The organism is Phycisphaerae bacterium (assembly GCA_024102815.1).
Taxonomy (GTDB): Bacteria; Planctomycetota; Phycisphaerae; order UBA1845; family UBA1845; genus JAGFJJ01.
On record JAGFJJ010000078.1, the window covers coordinates 97,297 to 118,360 of the forward strand.

General features: G+C 63.8%; 14 protein-coding genes. 8 read left to right on the forward strand and 6 right to left on the reverse strand.

Features of this window, described 5'->3' with window-relative positions; genetic code table 11:
• The first annotated feature begins 1 nt into the window (after position 1).
• From J5J06_20210 to J5J06_20230, 5 genes are all read left to right on the forward strand, one after another.
• Positions 2-1,219, forward strand: a complete 1,218-nt coding sequence (locus J5J06_20210) for a nucleotidyltransferase family protein (protein MCO6439420.1) — start codon at positions 2-4, stop codon at positions 1,217-1,219.
• Between the two features lie 100 nt (positions 1,220-1,319).
• On the forward strand, positions 1,320-2,348 hold the full coding sequence (locus tag J5J06_20215; GenBank protein ID MCO6439421.1) for a glycosyltransferase: 1,029 nt from the start codon (positions 1,320-1,322) through the stop codon (positions 2,346-2,348).
• A 25-nt stretch (positions 2,349-2,373) separates the two neighbouring features.
• Positions 2,374-3,804: a glycosyltransferase gene (locus tag J5J06_20220; protein ID MCO6439422.1), complete on the forward strand. Its 1,431-nt coding sequence runs from the start codon at positions 2,374-2,376 to the stop codon at positions 3,802-3,804.
• Positions 3,805-3,836: 32 nt separating this feature from the next.
• Positions 3,837-5,846, forward strand: a complete 2,010-nt coding sequence (locus J5J06_20225; GenBank protein MCO6439423.1) for a hypothetical protein — start codon at positions 3,837-3,839, stop codon at positions 5,844-5,846.
• Between the two features lie 202 nt (positions 5,847-6,048).
• Complete coding sequence (locus J5J06_20230) at positions 6,049-7,398, forward strand: PQQ-dependent sugar dehydrogenase (GenBank protein ID MCO6439424.1); 1,350 nt, start codon at positions 6,049-6,051, stop codon at positions 7,396-7,398.
• On the opposite strand, the gene J5J06_20235 is transcribed toward J5J06_20230, so the two are convergent.
• The 6 genes from J5J06_20235 to J5J06_20260 all read right to left on the reverse strand — a co-directional run bounded on the left by J5J06_20235 (position 7,343) and on the right by J5J06_20260 (position 13,480).
• A complete protein-coding gene (locus J5J06_20235) occupies positions 7,343-9,049 on the reverse strand; it encodes a glycosyltransferase family 39 protein (protein ID MCO6439425.1) in 1,707 nt (568 codons plus the stop codon). The genes J5J06_20230 and J5J06_20235 overlap by 56 nt on opposite strands.
• 33 nt (positions 9,050-9,082) lie before the next feature.
• Positions 9,083-10,057, reverse strand: a complete 975-nt coding sequence (locus tag J5J06_20240; GenBank protein ID MCO6439426.1) for a magnesium transporter CorA family protein — start codon at positions 10,055-10,057, stop codon at positions 9,083-9,085.
• Between the two features lie 10 nt (positions 10,058-10,067).
• On the reverse strand, positions 10,068-11,012 hold the full coding sequence (locus J5J06_20245; protein ID MCO6439427.1) for a hypothetical protein: 945 nt from the start codon (positions 11,010-11,012) through the stop codon (positions 10,068-10,070).
• A gap of 175 nt (positions 11,013-11,187) precedes the next feature.
• On the reverse strand, positions 11,188-12,237 hold the full coding sequence (locus tag J5J06_20250; protein ID MCO6439428.1) for a rod shape-determining protein: 1,050 nt from the start codon (positions 12,235-12,237) through the stop codon (positions 11,188-11,190).
• A 142-nt stretch (positions 12,238-12,379) separates the two neighbouring features.
• Complete coding sequence (locus J5J06_20255) at positions 12,380-12,538, reverse strand: hypothetical protein (GenBank protein MCO6439429.1); 159 nt, start codon at positions 12,536-12,538, stop codon at positions 12,380-12,382.
• A 48-nt stretch (positions 12,539-12,586) separates the two neighbouring features.
• Complete coding sequence (locus tag J5J06_20260) at positions 12,587-13,480, reverse strand: hypothetical protein (GenBank protein ID MCO6439430.1); 894 nt, start codon at positions 13,478-13,480, stop codon at positions 12,587-12,589.
• A gap of 350 nt (positions 13,481-13,830) precedes the next feature.
• Between J5J06_20260 and J5J06_20265 the strand changes: the two genes are divergently transcribed.
• From J5J06_20265 to J5J06_20275, 3 genes are all read left to right on the forward strand, one after another.
• A complete protein-coding gene (locus tag J5J06_20265) occupies positions 13,831-15,420 on the forward strand; it encodes a M48 family metalloprotease (GenBank protein MCO6439431.1) in 1,590 nt (529 codons plus the stop codon).
• 36 nt (positions 15,421-15,456) lie between these two features.
• Positions 15,457-16,350 carry a bifunctional 5,10-methylenetetrahydrofolate dehydrogenase/5,10-methenyltetrahydrofolate cyclohydrolase gene (locus tag J5J06_20270; protein ID MCO6439432.1) on the forward strand — a complete coding sequence of 298 codons (894 nt, stop codon included), beginning with the start codon at positions 15,457-15,459 and terminating at the stop codon, positions 16,348-16,350.
• Positions 16,351-16,922: 572 nt separating this feature from the next.
• Entirely contained in the window at positions 16,923-20,927 is a 4,005-nt protein-coding gene (locus J5J06_20275) for a hypothetical protein (GenBank protein MCO6439433.1), read from the forward strand.
• The last annotated feature ends 137 nt before the right edge of the window (positions 20,928-21,064 follow it).

The following is a 21,064-nucleotide window of genomic DNA, read 5'->3' on the forward strand; positions in this document are numbered from 1 at the left end:
AATGTGGAACGGGAAACAAGCTACAGGACTTCGATCGACGCTTGCGGCCGTGATTCGCGGTGAGCAGATCGCGGCGCGGGCATGCGAGGACTCCGGCTGCGACGTGTCGGAACTGGTGCAACATGCCATTCGCGAGGGTTGTGCGGGGCTCTTGCTGCGAGCGGTCGAGGCAGGAGGCGAGGAATTCGACAAGGCGGCAATGCGATCGTTGCGGCGCGCGGCGTCGCTGGACGGAGCCAATGCCCTGCGCGTCCTGCATGCGAGCCAGCGTGTGATTGCGGTGTTGAACGGCGCGGGCGTGCCGGCGCTGGTTCTCAAGGGCGTTTCCCTGCATGCGATGGTGTATGACCGGCCTGACCTTCGCCCCGTGAGCGATCTTGATCTGCTGGTTCGCCCGGAGAAGGCGGAGCGAGCGGCGGCGACCCTGGTGGCGCTGGGGTGCCATCGCGGAATGGATCTGATCCATCCGGAGTTCTTCCCGCGCTATTACTACGAGGCGGAGTTTCTTTCGCCACCGCCGGAGAATCTGCGTATCGATCTGCACGTGCGTCCTTTCCGTCCGCCACGGTATGCCAGGTTGATGCCCGACGATGCGATGTGGAAGGGCGCGGATTCTGTCGGCAGGGGAGACGGACGAATGCTGGCGCCCTCGCCGGAGCGAATGCTGATTCACCTGGCGGCGCACGCGGCGTTTCACGGATGTTCCCGGCTGATCTGGTTGTACGATCTGAAGGCGTTCCTGGCGGTCCACGGCGACCGGATGGATTGGGAGCTTTTCCTGCGGCTGGCGGGCGAATGGAAGCTGGCCGGCGCGGTTCGATCGGGCATTGATGAGGCTGAGTCGCTGTTTGGCGGGCTGGTTCCGGCGCGGGTGCGTGCGGCGCTGAACGAGGTGAGCGTCTCGTGGGCGGACCGGCTCGTTCTGCGAAGCGCCCCATGCGAGGCGGGTTCGCCTCTGCGGTCCGTGCTTGTTCACCTTCTGACCACGCCGGGAACGCGATGGAAGCTGGGGTACGCCCTCGTCCACGTCGTGCCGTCGCGAGAACATCTGCGTGAAGCCTACAGTGGGCGGCACTTCGGGTGGACGTTCGTGGCACAGCTTCTTCGGCTTATGCGCCACCTGCGGCGTCTGGTTCAATCGCTGGCCACGCTGCCGCGCCGATGGGCGGTTCCAGCTCTCGCGAAGCAAGGCGGCGGCGTCCGGCAGGCAGACCGATAACGTACTGGATTGCGCCTTCGAGAATGCCGATAGGCCCAGCGCGGCTGCACTGATTTCGCCGATGGCGTATCGGGCAAGGCGAGCCGCTGGAAGACTCGGCATGAACGTTACCGTTCTCATCACGGTTCGCAACGATCCCCAGGGCATCGCGACGACACTCAGTTCGCTGGCGGAGCAGACACGGCGTCCGGATGAGATCATCGTCGTCGATGGAGGATCGACGGACGAGACGCTGCGTGTTCTTCGGCAGTATGAGGCGTCGCTCACGCAGTTGCGCGTGATCCACGCTCCGGGGGCGAATATCGCACGGGGACGCAACGTTGGGGCGGCGGCGGCGCGGGGAGAGATTATCGCGACGACGGACGCGGGCTGCCGGGCCGCTCCAAACTGGCTCGCCAAGCTGACCGAGCCGTTGGAGCGCGGTGACGACGTGGAGTTCGTGGCGGGGTTCTATCGTATCGACCCGCGCGGGCTGCTCGAGGCCGTCGCGGGTCTGGCCACGATGCGCGGGCAGTTGGAATCCGTCGATCCCGCAACGTTCAACCCCTCGGCGCGATCGCTTGCCCTGCGGAAGTCGCTCTGGATTCGCAGCGGAGGATGGCCGGAGTGGATCCGCTTCTCCGAAGATACGCTGTTCGATCACAAGGTGCGGAGCCTGGGCGTCAGGTGGCACTTCGCCGCGGACGCGATCGTCCACTGGCGGCCGCGGACAGGCTTGTTTTCGATCGCTCGACAATTCTATCGCTACGGCACGGGGCGGGGACATACGCAAATCGACGCACCGGCGTTTCGATACAACCTGCGTAATGCAGGCGCGATACTCGTGGCAGCGATGCTCGGTGTCGTTTCGCCGTGGCTTTTCCTCGTGGCGGTTCTGCTGGTTGCGTACTTCTATGGATGGTGTCAGCACGGGCGTGCGATGAGCATCGCACGAAAACTCGAGCGTCGAGCGGCATATCCGCTGTGCCTGCTGACGATGGCGGTTGTACTCGCTGCCAACACGGCCGGGTACGTTGTGGGTTCGTGGCAGCGCTGGCGCGATCGGGCCGCGTACAAGTTGAGGGCGGAGACGTACCTGACGCCGACCGGGCTGAGACCGGCCGGCTCGAAGCCCGTTTCAAGCGCCTAACCGCGCTTGGGCAAAGTCGAACACCATGTCCGATTGCCACCGATGGCTGTGCATTGCCTATGCGTTTCCGCCGATCAATCGCAGCGGGACGCACCGTACGTTGGCCTTCGCGCGGCACCTGGCGGAATGGAACTGGCCGGCGACGGTGATCACCGCGGACGCACATGGCGAGCCGACAGATTCAGATTTGCTGGACCGCGTGCCGCCGCAGATCGTGGCGCACCGTGTTCGCTGCGAAGATCGAATTCTGCGCTGGAAAGCACGGCTGGGGTGTGCGGAGCCGTCCGTCATCACAAGTGGCGACGGGCAAGCAGCAAACGGGACGGCGTTTGAGACTGGTGGCGGCAGCCCCGCAAGCCTGAACGGGTCGAGGATTCGGCACATATTCCGAAGGCCGATTGATTTCGTCACGCGGGCGATGCTCGTTCCCGACGACAAAGCGGGTTGGATTCGACCCGCGGTGCGAGCCGGGATCGATGCGGTGCGCCATGAGCCACCTGTGCTCATTTACTCGACATCACCCTGTGCAAGTGCCCATCTCGTGGCGCTTGCTCTGCATCGTCGAACGGGCCTGCCGTGGGTAGCGGACTTTCGCGATCCATGGCGCGACAACCCCTTCCGAGACATGGGTTTCTCGCTGTTGGAGTGGTGGGATTCGCGCCTGGAGCGCCGCGTGCTTCGCGCCGCGACGCAGGTAATCTGCAATACGCCGACGGCGCGCCAGCGGTTGGTTCGACGGTTTCCGTCTTTGGTCGATCGCACGACGACGATCCTCAACGGATTTGATGCGGAAATGGCAATCGGGATCGAACCCGTTCGCATCGGCTCGGAGGAGGAGGTCGTTCTTACACACTGCGGGCAATTCTACGGGTCGCGGAGCCCGGCCGTGTGGTTCGAGGCTCTTCGCCGCGCCGCGCCAGCTTGTGCGGAAGGACGGCGGTTGCGGCTCCAGTTCATTGGCGAACGCGCGTATCAGGGAAAGGACTTGCAGGCGATGGCGTCGGCGGCCGGCGTATCGGATCAGGTGACTGTCGTCGGTTGTGTCTCTCATGCCGAGTCGATGGCGCGCGCCTCGGGCAGCGACGCGGTGGCGCTGGCGGGTTCGAGCGGGGAGGGAGCGGCGCTGCAAGTACCGAACAAGTTGTTTGAGTATCTTGCGCTGCGCCGGCCGATATTGGCGACGCTGTGCGAAGATCATCCGGGCCGAGACATTCTCCGCGAGGCGCGAGTGCCGTCGCTGGTGTGCCGCCCGGATGACACCGACGCCCTGGCCGCGGCGATGATTCGCCTGGCGCGACGGCTGCCGTTCCCGGTTCCGAACGACTGGGGCGGTGTGGAGAAATTCACGCGGGAGCACCGCGCGGAGGAATTGCTGCGGATTTTCCAGCGTGCGACGGAGAGGGCGAATCCCGAAAGGGAAGGGGCGGGCAAGCGCGTCGCGTATTCCACCGCTTGAATGGATCGCCGGGCACGCGAAAGGGCGAACGAGTGGGATCGACAGACACGGAAGTCCGCATCAACGCCGCCGAGACTTCAAGCGTTCCGCCGCAAGCGCTCGACGCGGGGAGTGGCGAAACGACGACCGCTGAAGGCTCCTCACGCGCCGGTGATCCGGGTCTGGAGTTACGCCGGCGCATCTCCGCTGAAATGCAAGCCGAGCGCGTCGATTTCCCACGCCCCAATTCCAGAACTCTGCCTGCTTGGCCCGTCGCGCTGGCGGCGGGAGCGCTGATCGCGATGGGCGTTGTGATGCGATGCTCGCTGGCTGCGGGTCTTACGTGGCAAATTGACGAGCTGCCACTCATTCAGCGGTTGACCGGGTTGGCGGGCAAGGTCGGCAACGAAGCGGAAGCGGCGGCGTTCGTACCCTCGCTGTACACGCTACGACATGGGGCGGTGCGGAGCATGCGCGCGCCGCGACATCCCCTCAGTCCGCATCCCACGTCGGCCTTCTGGTCCAATATCACGATGCATCTGTTCGGCGTTACGCCATTGGCCGCGCGACTGATGCCGCTGGTGTTCTCACTCGCGACCGCGGCGATTGCGGCCTGGCTGGTCCTGCTGGCACGGGGAGGACGCGTCGCGGCCTGGCTGGCAGCCGGAGTCACCGCGTTGTCGCCATTGCTTACGATCTATGGTGCGCAGGTGCGGGGCTACGCGGAGACGGCGGCGCTGGCGGGACTTCTGCTTGTCAGCCTGGAACACTACCGTCACCGGCCGGCATCGATCGCGCGGGGTCTATGTGTATTCATTGTCGGACTGGGCGCAGCCGTCAGCGTCTATACGACGTGGATGTATTGGGTACTGCCGGTGCTCCTTGTTGCCGTTATGGTCCTTCCGCGTGCGGCGGCAAGCCCGGAGGATCGCCGGAGACTCCGCCGAGGAGCAATCTCCATTGCCGCGGCATTGGTCGCAGTCATGGCCATCTACACGTACCAGCGCCGGACGACGTGGGCGTTGCAGATGACGGTCGGCGCGCGGGATATCCAGGATGCCGAGCGGGTCTTCGCATTCCTGATTCAGACTGCAGCCGGCTTGTTTGCATGGTCCGGCGCCATCCTGCTCGCGGCGGGTATCGGCGCGTTCGTCCTCTATCGTCGGCAGGAACGTTGGTGGCTCGCGGCGATCGGGCTCGGCCTCCTGGTTCCTTTCGCGTTTGGAGTGCTATCGGGGAATGTCGGATTCGTGCGCACATTCATGTACCTGCCGGTGCCAATCGCAGCGCTGGCGGGGATGGGATTTGAATGGGCACTTCGCGCGCTGGCCCTTCGCGTTCGACCCCTTGTGATCTCGGTCTCGGCGGCGCTGGTCCTGGCTACATCCGCGCTCGCCGCGCACTCCACCATCGAGAGACGTGCCAGGCAACTGATTGAGCCGGACTGGGGCGCCATGCTGGCGGAGATCGACGCACAGCCGCCTGGGGCCGGGCCGCGCTGGGTGTGTCCGTCGGTGACTTATCATTGGGTGCTCACCTGGTATCGAACGCCGTCCGCCTTCTCCGCTGTGCTGGAGCTTGACCCTGGTGAGACCGCGGAAATCGTGCTGGGCTCTCGCGTTCGAGCTGACGGTCGCGAAACGGTCTACCGCGAAGATCATGCGCGGGATTGCGTTGCAGAAGCGCCGCTTCCTCGAATGCTGAACGGTGTCCCGCCCTGGCGAACGATCGCCGGGATTGCCGTGCGGCGCTTCCAGGGACGGCGGGTTCTGCAAGCGGAGATTGGCGCTGCGGGGGGAGATGGGCCGGTCTGGGTCCTGGTTCCGGCGGAGTGCACTCCGAGCGCGGCCGAATGGGCGGACTACGTGCGCGAAGCCTGGAATGCGAAGCGGGAGCTGATGACATTCAAGCCGGTGATCAGTTCGCGTGGCGTACTTCGCTCCTTGCTCGTTCCCGCGATGGAAGTCCATCGTCTTGATGAAAGGCTGAAGGGATGGGGTTCGGAATGTGCCGAACAGGCAAGATGGTTCGAGCTGGAGCCGCTGGCGTTGGAAGGGAAATAGCCTTCACTTCATACCACACAGTAGAGAATGGGTGCATCGACGGGCATCCGGCGTTGCGGGGTGGTCAATTCTCCGCTGGTCGGCGCGGTGCAACGTCGTTAGAATGCAGTCTCGCTGCCGGGGGCGAGGGTCGGACGCCGGGGTAGGCAGAACGTCCGTCCGAGGCAAATCGTCCTTTCGTCGTTCATCGGAGGAGAAAGTCATGAAAGCTGTCGAGATCCGCGCGTTGCTGATGTCGTTGATCTTCCTGGGGGCATGTGGGCCGGTGTCGCGCGGCGCCACGCCGCTGACGACCGAGCAGGTGGCCTTCGGTCTGACGAGTCCGGTATATGTGACCCATGCGCCGGGGGACTTCGACCGCGTATTCATCGTGGAGCAGAGCGGGCGGATTCGCATTCTGGACATTTCCCAGGATCCGCCGGTGCTGCAGGTTGCACCGTTCCTGGATATCAGTTCGCGGGTGAGCTTCAGCGGCGAGCGCGGCTTGCTGGGGCTTGCCTTCCACCCCGACTACGCCAGCAACGGCTATTTCTACGTGAACTACACGCGCTCGGCGGCAACCGTGGGTGATACGGTTATCGCCCGATTCGAGACCCCGGTAGCGACGCCGAATCAGGCGGATGCGGGGAGTGAGTCGATCCTGCTGGTTATCAGTCAGCCACAGTCCAACCATAACGGCGGTTGGCTGGCGTTCGGCCCCAACGACGGTTACCTGTACATCGCCACCGGTGACGGCGGTGGTGCGGGGGATGACGACGCCGGACACACGGCATTGATCGGCAATTCCCAGGATATTACCGACAACCTTCTCGGCAAGCTGTTGCGCATCGACGTGGACGGCGGCGTACCCTACGGTATTCCGCCGGATAATCCCTTCGTGGGCATTACCGGGGATGACGAGATCTGGGCCTACGGCCTGCGAAATCCCTGGCGGAACGCGTTCGATCCCATTACCGGTGATCTGTACATCGCCGATGTGGGTCAAAGCAACTGGGAAGAGATCGATTTCGATGCGAGTGCGCTCACCGGCGGACTCAACTACGGCTGGCGATGTCGTGAAGGCATGCACGTTTATGATCCGACCGATCCCGGTGGAAACTGCGCTGTCTCCGTCTTCCGTGAGCCGATCTACGAATATTCGCACGGGGGTAGTCCGTTCCGATGCTCCATCACAGGAGGGGAGGTCTACCGGGGTTGTGCTGTGACCGATCTCTGGGGCACGTATTTCTTTGCGGACTATTGCAGCAACCAGATCTGGAGCTTCCGCAACGGTCCGGCGGTGGCGGACTTCATGGAGCGCACGGCAGAGCTCGCTCCGGCCAGCGGCAGCATCACGAGCATTGTCTCTTTCGGCCGGGATGCCTTTGGCGAGATTTACATCTGCGAGCAGGGCGGCGAGGTGTACAAGATCGTGCCGGACGGTGTGCCCAGCCAATGCGGGTTGCCGGTGCCGGCCGCCACGGAGTGGGGCGTGGCCGCACTGACGTTGGTGCTGCTCAGCGCGGGGACGCTGGTGATTCGGCGGCAGGGTGGTCGCTTGCGGGCTTCGTGACCGCGAGGATCATCTCCTGCGGATCGACCACGGTGACGTTGTAGCCCATTGTGCGCAAGGACTGCAGAAGCAGGTTGTTGATCGGCCCGCGCGGCCCGGTTCCGGACGGGTCGAGTGAATCGGCGAGCAGCCACACGTTGTGGCCGGCTCGCAGGGTCTGCTCGATTCGTTCGAGCTGCGTGGCCAGATCCTTGCGGACGTCGCTTCGGGCGAGGCGCTGCAAATCAGCCTCGGTGTCCACCCATCCGACCTGCGTTTCCAGCCACGAGGGGAAGCTCACCAGCTTTCCGCAAGCCCCGGCGCGATCCATGTAATATTGCAGATAGTCGCGGTCGTAGGAAAGGGAAACGATCAAATCGCCCGTGTCGGTGATCTGAGCCAATCGCTCGGCGCGATTTCGAGCAAAGGACGGGGGTGGCGAAAGGGCGAGCATGCGTGCCACGGGGAGGGCGGAGCACGCCATCAGCAGTATTACGATGCTTGTCGCGGCGGCAGCGCGCCCTCGCATGGGCGCTATTCGCGCCGCGTCGTGAATCAGCACGGCAAACCAGATCGAAAAGACCGGCCAGGCGACGAGATCGTAACGCCCAACGAGGTAGTTGGGCCGGACGATCAGTGAATAGACCGCGGCCAGCAGCAGGGGAGCGACGGCCATGATCAGCAGCGGTGCATGGACGGCGCGTGAATCACCGCCGGTCGACGGCATTTGTTTCGGGGCGCGCGTGCGAAGAGCGGCCCATCCCATCAGCGCGACGAGAACGATGGGTAGCACTGCCGCAGCCTGGGCGAGCCATGCGGGAGCCAGGAGAAGCGTGTCGGGCGAATGGCGCGATAGCCCGCGAAGATGGGCCGGGTAGTCGGCGGACGGGAGCATTACCCAGAGTGACTGGAGAATCGCGAGGAGCGACGTGTCGCGATCGGCAATCCATCGATTGCCACCGCCTCCTGCGGCGGGAAGCACCGCAATCCACGCGTACGGAAGGAACAGTACTGCCACGGCCGCGACACTGACGAACCATCTCCGCAGGAAGCGACGCCGGTCCTGCGCCCAGAATATCGCACCGAGCGTTGCAGGAACGAAATAGGCCGTGAAGTAGTGCGTGACCAGCGTGAGCCAGAGTGCCGCGGCAAACGCCATCCACCAGCGCGCCCGCGCGCTCCACGACGCCCTCAGGAGAAAGTAGATCGAAATCGAAAGCAGAAAAAACCAGAGGGCGTAGGCCCGGGCCTCTCGGGCGTAGTGAATGTGCAGCGGATGGAAGGCGACGACGGCGGCACAAATCACGGCGGCCCGCCGTCCGCGGAGTATTCCCGCAACATGGGCGAGGATCGGAATCGTCAGTGTTGCGAGGAGCGCGGACAGGGAACGATAGGCGGCTTCGCTGTGGCCGAAGATCAGACTCCAGCCCTTGAGCAGCACGTAATAGGGGAGATTGGTGCTTTCGACAAAGAGGTTGGAATCTTCTGGCCAGTGCAGAAGATCGCGGACATAGATGAACGTGCAGCTTTCGTCGAACCAGAAGTCGCGTCGTCCAAGTCCGTAAAAGCGAAGCAACGCACCGAGTAGCGTGATGGTGACGATTCCAAGCGTCGCCGCCGTCGTGGCGGAATCTTCGCGTCCAACGTGCTTTCGTTGTTCCGCCGGGGACATGCTGGGAGTATTCCGGACCACCGGGGGCGTTCCCTAAATCCACTTCCGCCGACGAAAATAGATCAGGATCGCGGTTGCGACGACGGCCATCCCGCCGAGCACCAGCCAGAAGCTGCGTGGTTCTTGAGGCGGAGGCCAGAGCGGCAGGTTCATGCCATAGATGCTCGCAATCAATGTCGTGGGCAGCAGCAGCGTGGCGAACAGGGTAAGCGTCTTCATCACCTGGTTCGTGCGGTTGGCAATGGCGGTGTGATAATTGTCGCGAACGGTGTGAAGGCGCTCGCGGAGAGCGTCCGCTTCCTCGATGACCTGCGTTAAATGCTGGCGAACGTGGCGGAAATGGTGCTCGAGCTGTTCGGCGATGTCCTCGAACTCGCCGTCGGCGAACGGCGTGAGGAGCTCGCGCTGGGAAACGGCGAGCCGCCGGAGTTCGAGCAACTCGCGCCGCAGGCCGGCCGTCTCTGCGAGGATGGAGGCATCCACGTCCGGCTCAAGAGATTGGTCCTCGTATTCCTCGAGCCGCTCCTCGATCCGGTCTACGATCAGGATATAGCGGTCGACCATGCCGTCGATGAGGCGGAACAGGAGCGTGTCGGTTCCGTTGGCGAGAACCGGCCGCGGGTCGCGATTGGTCTTCTCGAGCAAGGCGCGGACCGTTGCCAGCGGTTCCTGGTGAACGGTGACGAGATAGCGGTCGGAGAAGAACGCCGCCAGCTTGCGATGCTCGAACACCTTTCCGTTTTCCGACGCGAGGACCCCGTAGACGACGAGAAAGATGTGGTCCTGATAGGCATCGACCCGGGGACGCTGCTCGCCGTGGAGGCAGTCTTCCACGGCCTCCGAATCGAATCCGAATAACCGTTGGAGCCCATGCAGGTCTTCCTCGGCCGGCGCTTCGAGATTGATCCAGCCGATCGCCTCGCTGGTGGTCCAGCATTCGACCAGTTCGTTGACGTCGCTGAATCGCTGGACCGATCCATCGCGATGCCGCACGAGGGCATTGATCATCACACGTCCTTTAATCAGCGGTGACCCGCTCGGGCACGAATACGTAAACCTTGCGCAGGGAAACCAGGTCGACGGCCGGCACCACCGTTACATTCACCAGAAGGGGATTCTCGCGATCGGGTTCGATACTCTCCACCGTGCCGATGGTCAGCGGAACGGGCAGGTTGAATGCGCCGCGATCGGACAGCACGACGTCGCCGATCTGCACGATTCCCTCCGCGGTGTCGCGCTGCTGCACGTCGTCAATGTGCATCCGCCCGTCGCCACGTCCCGACATCCAGAACACGCGGTCCGAGGCGGCGAAACCATCCGCGGTGAAGCGTCCGATGCGGACGCGCGTACCCGCGGCCGGGTCGCTGAACAGGCGAACGCGCGACGCCTGCGTGCCGACGTCTTCCGCCGTGCCGATGAGGACTTCGCCCAGCAGAACACCGAATCCGGTTTGCAGGCCGCCGTCGGATCCCTGATCGATGCTCAGCGTCTGCGATGTCACCGCGTCGCCTCGCCGAACGCCCTGGAGCCCGCCAGTGCTGATCACCCGGGCGTCGCGCCACGAGACCAGGTCTTTGGCGACGACACGGGCCGGTACAAGTTGCCCCTGGGTTCCGATGTGTTCGCCGTCGACTTCCCAGAGCCTGGTCTTGGCCAGGACCCGCACCTCATCCTCGAGTTCGCCCAGTCGCATGGAAAGGGAGGCGACCTGGTTTCGCAGGGCTTCCCTTTCGCGCTGGAGCTGTTCATAGGCGGAGCGCGTCACGGGATTGGAAGACTCGAGGAGCTCCGCCGCGGCATCGGCCGAGGTGTTTGCCGCATCCTGGAGTGGGAGCAGCACCTGAACAAGATTGATAAGGCGAGAGGTCCATGCCCGCGGCAGGAAGATGGCGATCAGCGATACCACGAGGAGGCTCGTGAAAATCAGTCGAACGGCGGACTGCCTGTATCGCTGCCGGGCCATGGGCAAGTTTCGCCCGCGGAGCGGGGCTCGTCATGTGGTTTCTGAAAATCCATCGACCAGCCGTCAATCTTACGGGCCTGGATGGGGACCGTCTACGATGAGTGTGATATTCCCGTTATCTTTCGAGGAGACGGTTGGCGTTACCGGGACGGACGTCGCCGACCGGAGATTCGCATCAGTATTCGTCGGCGTCGGATTCGAGCGTGTCCTTCCAGGCGCCGAGGTTCTCGAGATAGACGCTTGTGCCGCGAGCGACGCAGCTCAGTGGGTCGTCCACGACGCGGACCTCGAGCCCGGTGGCTTGCGTGATGATGCGATCCAGTCCGCGAAGAAGTGCTCCGCCGCCGGCCAGGTGGATGCCGTTCTCGACAAGATCGGCGGCGAGCTCGGGCTCGGCGGACTCGAGGGTGCGCTTCACGCAGTCGACGATTTGATTGACCGGCTCCGTCAGGGCTTCGCGAACTTCGCCGGATGTCACCGTCGTCTTGCGCGGCAGGCCACAGACCACGTCCCGCCCGCGAACTTCCATGTTCATCTCGCCGTTGACTTCCCCCACGCAGCCGATCTGGATCTTGATGGCTTCCGCCGTCTGCTGCCCGATCATCAGATCGTGCTGGCGCCGCAGGTAGGAGATGATGGCGCCGTCCATCTCGTCGCCGGCCGTGCGGATGCTGTTGCACACGGCGATGTCGGCCAGGGACATGATCGCGACTTCGGTGGTGCCGCCGCCGATGTCCACGATCATGGAAGCGGTGGCTTCGGCGATGGGCAGTCCCGCGCCGATCCCGGCGGCCATTGGCTCCTCGACAAGATACACCCGGCGGGCGCCGGCGCGCTCGGCGGAGTTGTAGACGGCCCGCTTTTCCACGGCGGTAATCCCCGAAGGGACGGCGATGACCACGCGCGGCTTGACGAAACGGCTGCGCCCGTGAACCTTGCGGATGAAGTAGCCGAGCATGGCCTCGGTGATGTCGAAGTCGGCAATCACGCCGTCCTTGAGCGGGCGAATGGCAGCAATGGAGCCCGGCGTCTTGCCCAGCATCTCCTTGGCGACGAGACCGACGGCGTTTCCGTCTCGGAGTACCTGGTTCGTTCCCCGGCGCACGGCCACCACCGAAGGCTCGTTCAGCACCACGCCCTCGCCGCGCACGCATACCAGCGTGTTGCATGTGCCCAGGTCGATCCCCATGTCGACGCTGAAGATGCCGAGAACGGAGTCGAAGATCACAGGTAGCCGCCCCTATCGCACCGACCGAATGACGTTTGTCGCTTTCGACGTGCCCGCACCGCGATCGCCGACGGCCGGCGCGTCGGACGTGAGTCGGCGCCCGCAGGTACAGACGTGCCGGGCGCGTCGTTGCATGTAGCTACGCTCCGAGGGAGCTGAACGGATTCCAGCTTCCAAAGAGCTGATTGCTGCGCACCGCCAGGTAAATCGTGGCGGCGAAGACCATCACCGTCGCGACGATCAGCAGAACGGTATAGACGTCGTTTCCGGGTTGCTGTCCGCCGGGTTCGTCGCTCATGATGGCAATCTCTCCATTGGATCGTCAGCAATTCACGGTTCAGTGCGTTTAGCCGCGCAGCGAGGTCATTGAATCCGCGTCGGTGGCCAGATCGCCCACGCGGGCGATTCCGCCGCCGGCCAGGGTGCGACCCGCACAGCGCTCGGGATCGACGAGGTCGATGCGCAGATCTCCCACGTACTCATCCCCCCGATGGACGACGAACACCATGCCCGGCTGAACGCCGTCCGACGAGCCAACGCTGAGCGTGACCACGTCGCCCGCGATATCGACCACCTTGCCGCGGATGGCGGTCTGGGCGGGCGGCGCAACCGCCGACACGCCCGTCAGCGCCGCGCCCTGCGGTTCCTCCATGGAACGTCCGATCGGCGTCGCGCCGGTGGACCGTGCCAGCGCCTCGTTTTGCTGCTTGAGGAGGTTGATCTGCTGCTCGAACTGACGACGCTGCTCGGCCAGAACGGCGATTCGCGCGGTCAACTCGTTAACACGCTCGTTCAGATCGACATTGCGGCGGTTGAGCTCGATGGTCTGCTCCTCGAGCTCGTCGCGCTGCTTGCGGTACTCGCTTCGAGTCGTCTCCGCGGCCTGAAGCTGGGCGACCAATCCGCGATTGAGTGCTTCGGCACTGCTCTTTTCCGCGGCGACGCGATCCACGTCCAGTTGGAGCTGCGCCAGGGCAATCTCCTTCTCGCGAACGCTTTTCTCGAGATCGGCGACGCGCTGAAGCTGGCGCTGAAGTGCATCGTTGGCCGCGGCCAGTTGCGCGGCGCCCGCGGCAATCTGATGCCGGAGGTTGGAATCCGCCAGGTCGCGCTCCTGCTGGAACTTCAGGGCCGTATCCCGCCAGTTGGCGGAGTTGGCCGCGAAGGACACCGTCATGACGGTGAAAGCGATGGAGAAGATGACCAGAAGTACCGTGAAGACTTTGGACAGCGTGCTCAACGCAATTCTCCTGCCTGCTGGCGAGGGCGTCTTTAGGTCGGAAGCGCGGGGCTCCGATGAACGTCGTCGGGCAAGTCTCGTTCCGCGACGGCGCAACTACACGTTGGTTGGACCGGTCGCTGCCGGCCGGCGAGCGGCTTGGCGCCGGCGTAGCCCCGGCAGGACACCGCCGCTGTTGTACCGGTTCTTGCTCGCCTCCGCCCGGTACGGAGAAATCAGGAATCGTATAACGTACCGGCGCCTTGCTGGCAAGTCCGCCCGACGCTTTCGGGGGACGTCTCCTCGCCCTTTCGGGATCGCCGAGGGCGGAGTACAAACCCCGCGGTAGTCGCCTCCAATCGGGTGTTATCGTGTACACGTCGACCATCATCGCCTTCGCCGTTTTGCTTATCTACGCCGAGGATCCCGGCGCCTGGCGAGCCGTACCCCAAGGCGACGTCGTCATAACTTTGTCCGCCGCCATCGGATTGCCCGTCCTGTACGGCCTGCTTAGCTGGTGGGGGGCCACCCGGGCGTTTCGGGAACTGTCGGCGGCAAGCGGAACAGAATCTCCTGCGGTCCACGCCCGTTACCTCCGCTGGAATTCGGCGTTGCGCGCCGCCATGCCCGTTACATTCGCAGCGACCGTATTCCTGACCCGCTGGCCGGAGTGGTTTCGAATTGCAGAATTTTCACCCTGGCTGCAAGTCCTGGGCGACTTGGGGGTGCTTCTGCCATTCGTCGCCGGCCTGATCGCGCATTGGATTGGAACGTTCTCCTTCGAGGGGGCGGTGCCAATGCTGGAAACACATGTGGCGGGGACGCCGCCCTCGCCCATCGCGGATGAAAAGGCCGAGCCCGGTCCCTGGCGCGTTGTCGAGGTCGATTCGGCCGGTGCGGATGAACCCGACTGGACGCTTTGGTCTTTCCTGGTTTTCCACCTGCGGCACGATCTCCTCGCGGCCGCCGCCCCGCTGACGCTGGTGCTGCTGGCTGCGGACGTTACCCGCGGATACGAGTCCGAATTGACCCGGTGGATCGGAGCGGATTGGGGGGCGGATCTGATCCTCGGCATAGCTGCGGCCGCGATCTTCCTGATTTCGCCGGTGCTCATCGTACGCATATGGCGAACGCGTCCGCTGGATCGCGGGCCACTTCGCGATCGTCTGGAGGCGTTGTGCGGGCGAATAGGCCTGCGGGTGCGCGACATTCTGGTCTGGCACAGTGAGGGGACAATCATCAACGCGGCGGTGATGGGCATTTCCGCCCGGGCACGTTACGTCCTATTGTCGGATGCGCTCCTCGAATCGATGACGCCGCGCCAAACGGAGTCGGTGTTCGGCCACGAGGCGGGGCACGTGCGTCATCACCATATTCTGGCGTTTCTGGCGTTCGCCCTGATCGGCTGGCTGACCCTCTCCGCCGTGATGGAGGTCTTCACGCTGGCGCTCGGCGGGGTCTGGAGCCCGGAAACGCCGACGGGCGTCATCGCCGTGGCGGTTTCCGCCGTTATTGCCATCCTCTGGATCCTCGGGTTCGGTTCATTGTCACGGCAGTTCGAAAGGCAGGCGGACGTCTTCGGCGCCGTTTGCGCCACGCCTCCCGCGGAGCAGTGCCGGGTGTCTTGTGCCGTGCACAACGAAGGCGATCGGGAGCATTCGGACGACGGCCGGATCTGCATGTCGGGCGCGAGGATTTTCGCTTCGGCGCTGGATCGGGTGGCGGTGCTCAACGGCATACCGCACGAGGAGCGGAGTTGGCGACATGCATCCATTCGGCGCCGCATCGAGGCGCTCATCGCCCTGGCGGGCGATCCCGGGGCCGCGCGGCGTTTTGATGCGGTCATGGTGCGGATCAAGTGGGCGCTGGTTGTCGGGGCGACGATCGGCCCGCTGCTGTGGCTGGTGTACTGGCTTGCATACGGCGAGCCGGCCATTCTATCGGCGCGACTGGGCGGATGAATCGTTAAGCACGTGGGACACTGAGGTGGGCCGGGAATGAGTACAGCGCGAATCATCGACGGGACGCGGGTGGCCCGGCAGATTAAAGCGGACGCGGAGCGCCTGGTCAGCGAGTTGGCGGCGCAGGGCGTCCGCGTCGTTCTGGATACGATACTCGTCGGCGATCCCGATGCTGGCGGCATCTACGTGCGCTCCCAGCGCAAGCGATGCCAGGACGTGGGTATTGAGCACCGGCTGCACACGCTTCCGGAGTCTGCCTCGGAGTCCCTAATTCGCGATCTCATCTGCCGGCTCAACGACGACCCGGAAGTCACCGGGATTCTCCTCAACCTTCCGCTGCCGGATGGTATTGATACTCCGGCGATGCAATACTGGATCGATCCTTACAAAGACGTCGAGGGAGTCAATCCCGCAAACATAGGGTTGCTCTTTTATGATAATCCCATCATTGCACCGTGCACTGCACTGGCGGTTATGGAAATTCTGAAAGAAGCCGGCGTCAGACCATATGGAATGAATGCCTGCGTCGTGGGGCAGGGGGCCATTGCCGGGAAACCCATTTCACTTTTTCTGTTGCATGAATCCGCCACGGTGACCTGTTGCCATGTTGCCACGCACGATCTGGCCGAACATACGCGCCGGGCAGATCTCCTCGTCGTGGCCGTGGGCAAGGCCGGCCTCATACGCCGGGAGCACGTCAAGCCGGGCGCTGTCGTGATCGATGTGGGAATCAATACGATTGAAACGCCTGACGGCCAGCGCGTCGTGGCCGGTGACGTTGCCTTCGATGAAGTGGTGGGGCTTGCCAGTGTGGTAACGCCCGTTCCCGGAGGAGTGGGCCCGGTGACAGTCGCCATCCTCCTTCGCAGCGCGGCCGAGGCGGCGCGAAAGCAACGAATGAGCCCTCGCCGGCTGGAATCCCCTTCCTGATGCTACCGGGCTTTTCCGGTCCACTACGCGTGCGGCGCAAGAAAATGGCCCCAAGGGCTGGTGTCCCGGCAGCCGTTGGAGCCTCCCTCCACCGCGGAAGGTTGCAGCATGATATTGGGGTGTGGAGCGACGACAAGTCTGAATTGCACGAATCTTGCATATACGCCGCGCTAAGTCTGTGAAATCAAGAACGCAGCCAAGAGCGGCCGCAGTTCGTTAGCCTTCGCCTTGCGCGAATCATGCGCGAACTTAGCGCGAGGCTGTGGCCATTCCTATAGATACCCTCATCAGATCCTAATACTGGCGCGCTACCCTTCCCACGAAACCAGTAATGGCGCAAGCGGACCTCGTCCCGAAACAGACTACCCCATGAACAACACACCCGTTACCGGAAGATAGACGTTCATTGAACCGGAAAGGAGGGGAGGGAGCAGGCCACGCCGACTCGACTCGCTCGTGACGTATGGAGGTAAAGGAGTTGTGGCCTAAGCCGGATCGCGGCGAATCTGCCGGGATGGCGGGGGTCACGTCAATATCGTGAGGGCGAAATCAACCAAAGGAGCAAAGTGATCATGAGAGTATCCAGGAGTATTGCGGGCTGCCTGGCGGTTATCGCCGTGGCAGCCTCGACGCCGTTCGCCATGGCGATCGGCAACAACATCTGCACGAATCCGAATTACACGATTCCGTCTCCCGGCGCGACCAACGCCAATGGAGACGCGATTATCGTGAACGTCGGGCAGGTGGCCGGTGCAGGTGCTACCCTGTTCGTGGACTTCTTCCTGACGCCCGCCTCGACCAACGACTGGATCGACGTGGACGGCGACATGTGCTCGGGCTTCAACGACACGACTCCCCCGACCTGTCCCACGACGGCGGGCATCGTCGACCAGTTGACCGAGCCCTATTTCGACGGCATCGGCACGCTCGACACCGAGCTGCTCTTCAATTACCGCTCGGTCGGCTCGGTTCGCGGATTCGACGAGTTCGTGGACAGCCAGGTCTGCGGTGCCATTCCGCTGAACCGCGCGTCCGAGGCCGGTATCTTCAACCGTCTTCAGTACTCGAATGCCAGTACCATCCTGTTCACCGGTACGCCGGACAACCCCAGCGGCACGCCGCTGACCCAGTGCGAGATCGAGTTCTCGTTTCTGGACGTGTTCGCCTCGTGGGGCGTCATCGTTCCCGGCTCGGCCAACTGGTTCATCGATCCGACGCGCCCGGGTTACGGCGATTGCCCGATTCCCAATACGGCCGGTGGATTGAGCGCCCTGCAGTCGCTCTCTCGTGATTGCTATCTGTGCACGGACGGCGTCACGCCCTGCGTGACGGACCGCAACTGCCTCCCGCCGGATACCTGCGACACGGGTACGGTCATCACCTCCGGCAGCTTGAATCAGAATACGACCACGCCGCTGGCCAACAGCGACTCCATTTACTCCGAAGTGGGCGCCTGGGTTGCCGTCGGCATCATCGGCAACCGTGGCACGGGCAAGGAAAACGTGAAGTTCAGTGAGCTCCAGAACCACTTCGTCACCGGCCGCTTCCCCAATGGTGAGAACTTGGTGGGTGCGACCCGTGACGTTGGTTCCGGTACGCGCAATGCGGCCATGAACTCTCTGGGCATCGATACCAGCTGGGGCCGCGGCGACAACATCGGCAACCGCGTGGACACCGAGAACGAAGTTCGCCTCGGACCGGGCACGCAGCCGAGCAACTGCGGCGGCTCGGGCATCATGGAGCGCTCGGTGCGCAGCCATCGTCTGGCGATCGGTTACACCGGCCTGAGCGGCAGCTCGCGTATCCAGGGCGACGTGCCCGCCGGCCAGTATGAAATGCTCAACGTCTGCCAGGACGTCGAGTCGCCGGGTATCTGCGACCTGCCGACGCGTGATCAGTGTACGCCGACGACGCCCTGTCCGGGCGGCGCAGCCTGCCTCGGCTACCAGGCCCCCTGCGATTGCAGCACGCCGGCCAGCTTCATCCGCGCCGGAACCGACAACGTTCTGAACAACTGTGACGCATGCACCTCCTATCGCATTGCCGGTAGCGGTTCGTTCGTGTTCCGCGGCAACCGCGATCGCAACCGCGATCCGCTCGACCCCAATTACAACCCTGATGCGGGTCAGCCGGCGCTGGATAATGATGCTGTCGCGGCATACGCGAATAACATTTTCGACAGCATTCAGTCGTTCGGCACCTCACCGCTCTTCATCGGTCAGTGCTCGGTCAGCGCTCAGTGCAGCACGGCCGGGACGCGTTGCAACACTGCGGCCGACTGCCCCGGGGGCGAAACCTGCGATCTGGTCGGCTGCGATATCGACGCCGACTGCCCGTACGATCGTTGCAGCATTACCACCACGCAGAACTGCGTGGTCAACGCTGATTGCCCAGTGGGTGAAACCTGCACGGGCGGCAACGATGACTGCGATCTGAAGTTCAACATGCCCGGCGAGTACCTCGCCCAGGAGTTCTTCCTGCGCGACGCGATGGACTGCCTGCACCAGTTCGACGGTTCGATGACCTATCTGACCAATGCGAACCTGGTCCAGGATCTCCAGGATTACATCTCCATAAACAGCGCGATCAGTATTCCGGCGTACGGTACGGTGAATCCGGCCGGTGAGGTTCCAGATCGTCTGGCGCTGCCTCTGGCCACGACGACCGTCTATTCGGATGGCTCGGCTGACCCGTTCTATCAGTATAACGGCGGCTCCGCGTCCTCGGCTTCCAGCTTCCCGACAATCGGCAGCGGTCGTCTGTCAGCGCGGAACGAAGTTCAGGGCGATATGGACGGCGACGGCGCGCGTGACCTCAACGACGCGACCGAGCTGGTGAAGGCCTACTACAACCCGCGCGCCTGGCAGGCGTCGCCCGTCGCCCAGGGCTCGGGTGCCCTCGGCTCGATGGTCAAGGACACGGCCATTCCCGAAGTCCTCGGTGATTTCAACGGCGACGGCAGCCTGTCCAAGGAAGACCTGCGTTACTTCGCCGACGGTCTGGCGCTGACCCCGAAGTACTGCAGCATCCGCAACGCCGGCGCGCTGGTTTCCTGCTCGGTCGACGCTGATTGCTCGCCGAGCTTCGGCGTTTGCGACAAATGGGTCGACCGCAAGGCTGGTGCTATTGCCATCGACAATGCCATTCTGGATTGCGATCCGGGCTCGATCAGCAAGGTTTGCCGCAACAGCGGTCTGCGTTGCACGACCGACGCGGATTGCAGCGCCTCGACCGGTCCCTGTGTTTGCCCGCAGCTTCCGTGGGCTCTGCCGAATATCGATCCGTTCGACACGCCGGCCGAAATCCTGGTCCACGCCGGACCGCTGCCGGGACCGCCCCTCCCGCAGAACGCGGAGTACGACGTCGACGCGGCGCCGTTCCTGGCCACGGGCAAGGCCTATGCCGCCGGCGACTTCCGCGGTGACGTGGCCGGTCGTCCGGGCAACATCAACGGCCGCGCTGCCAACGCGGGTGGAAACCCCGTGGGCTGGGACGGCAAGGTCGATGTCGCCGACATTGACTACTGCTGCGAGAAGATCCGTGCCGGCAACTGGGTCTACGGCGTCTGCCCGTTTTGCGACTACAGCTGCGACATGAACGGCGACGGCATGACGCTGGTGGATGACGTGACCGTCGAGCTCGTGCAGAACATCCTCGGCACGGCGGCGGGCGACATCAACCTGGACGGCATTGTCGACAAGGCCGACCTCGACGCTTTCAACGCGTCGGCTTGTGCTTCGGATTGCGGCTGGACGGATGGCGATTTCGACTGCGATGGCGTGAAGGATGCGGCGTTCCCGATCGGGAATTGTTCGGCCGCCTCTTCGGGCTGCACCGTGGCCGTGCTCCCGCCGACGCCGGCTCCCTGCACGGGCTATCCGGACGCCGCCATGACGCAGCGCTTCCTCTGCTTCGTGCCGGACATGGGTGGCTTCAATCAGAGTCTGCCCATTGCCTACCGCGTGACGCAAAACGACAGCGGTACGTCGTACTACGTCGGCAAGCCGCGCACGGCTTCGCCGTGGACCGGCCGCAACATCAGCGGTCTGAGCTCGCTGCCGATCGTCCTGAACACATTCGGCAACCAGGCCTCGGTGAAGGTCACCAACTGCATGATCGCTCCGAGCGAGACGTACACGATCGAGTCCACGTTTGACGGCGTGACCTTCTCGGCGCCGCTGGTGCTTTCGACGACGGCCACCCCGACGAACGGCCGTTTCTGGGGCGACCTTGTCGGTCTGTTCTCGGCGTCGGGTGACGGCTCCACGACGCCGCCGACGCCGCCGAACAGCTGGACGCCGCCAAACCTGAACGTCTCCGGATTCGACATCTCCGCTGCGCTTCAGGCGGTTTCGAGCCTTCCGACGGCTCCGGCCCGGACGTGGACGGACGTCAACCCGCAGGCCGTCGACGGCGTTGTCATCGGTCCGGACGTGCTCCGCATCGCCAACGCGTTCTCAGTCGGCTCCAACCGCGAGTTCTATCCGTATGACCACCCGGATGGTGCGGGCTGCGCGATTTGCGGTCCTGTCGCTCCGGCGGTCTGCCCGGTTCCTCCGGCCGATGAGCGTCCGTAAGCGACGGATGCAAGACGGACGTCTTGAAACAAGACAGGAGGGGCGGGTTCATCTGGACCCGCCTCTCTTCGTTTTTCTTTGCCGGTTGTGTGCGGGGTTGTCCCCTAACGGCCGCCCTGCCGGAATCCGCCGGGACC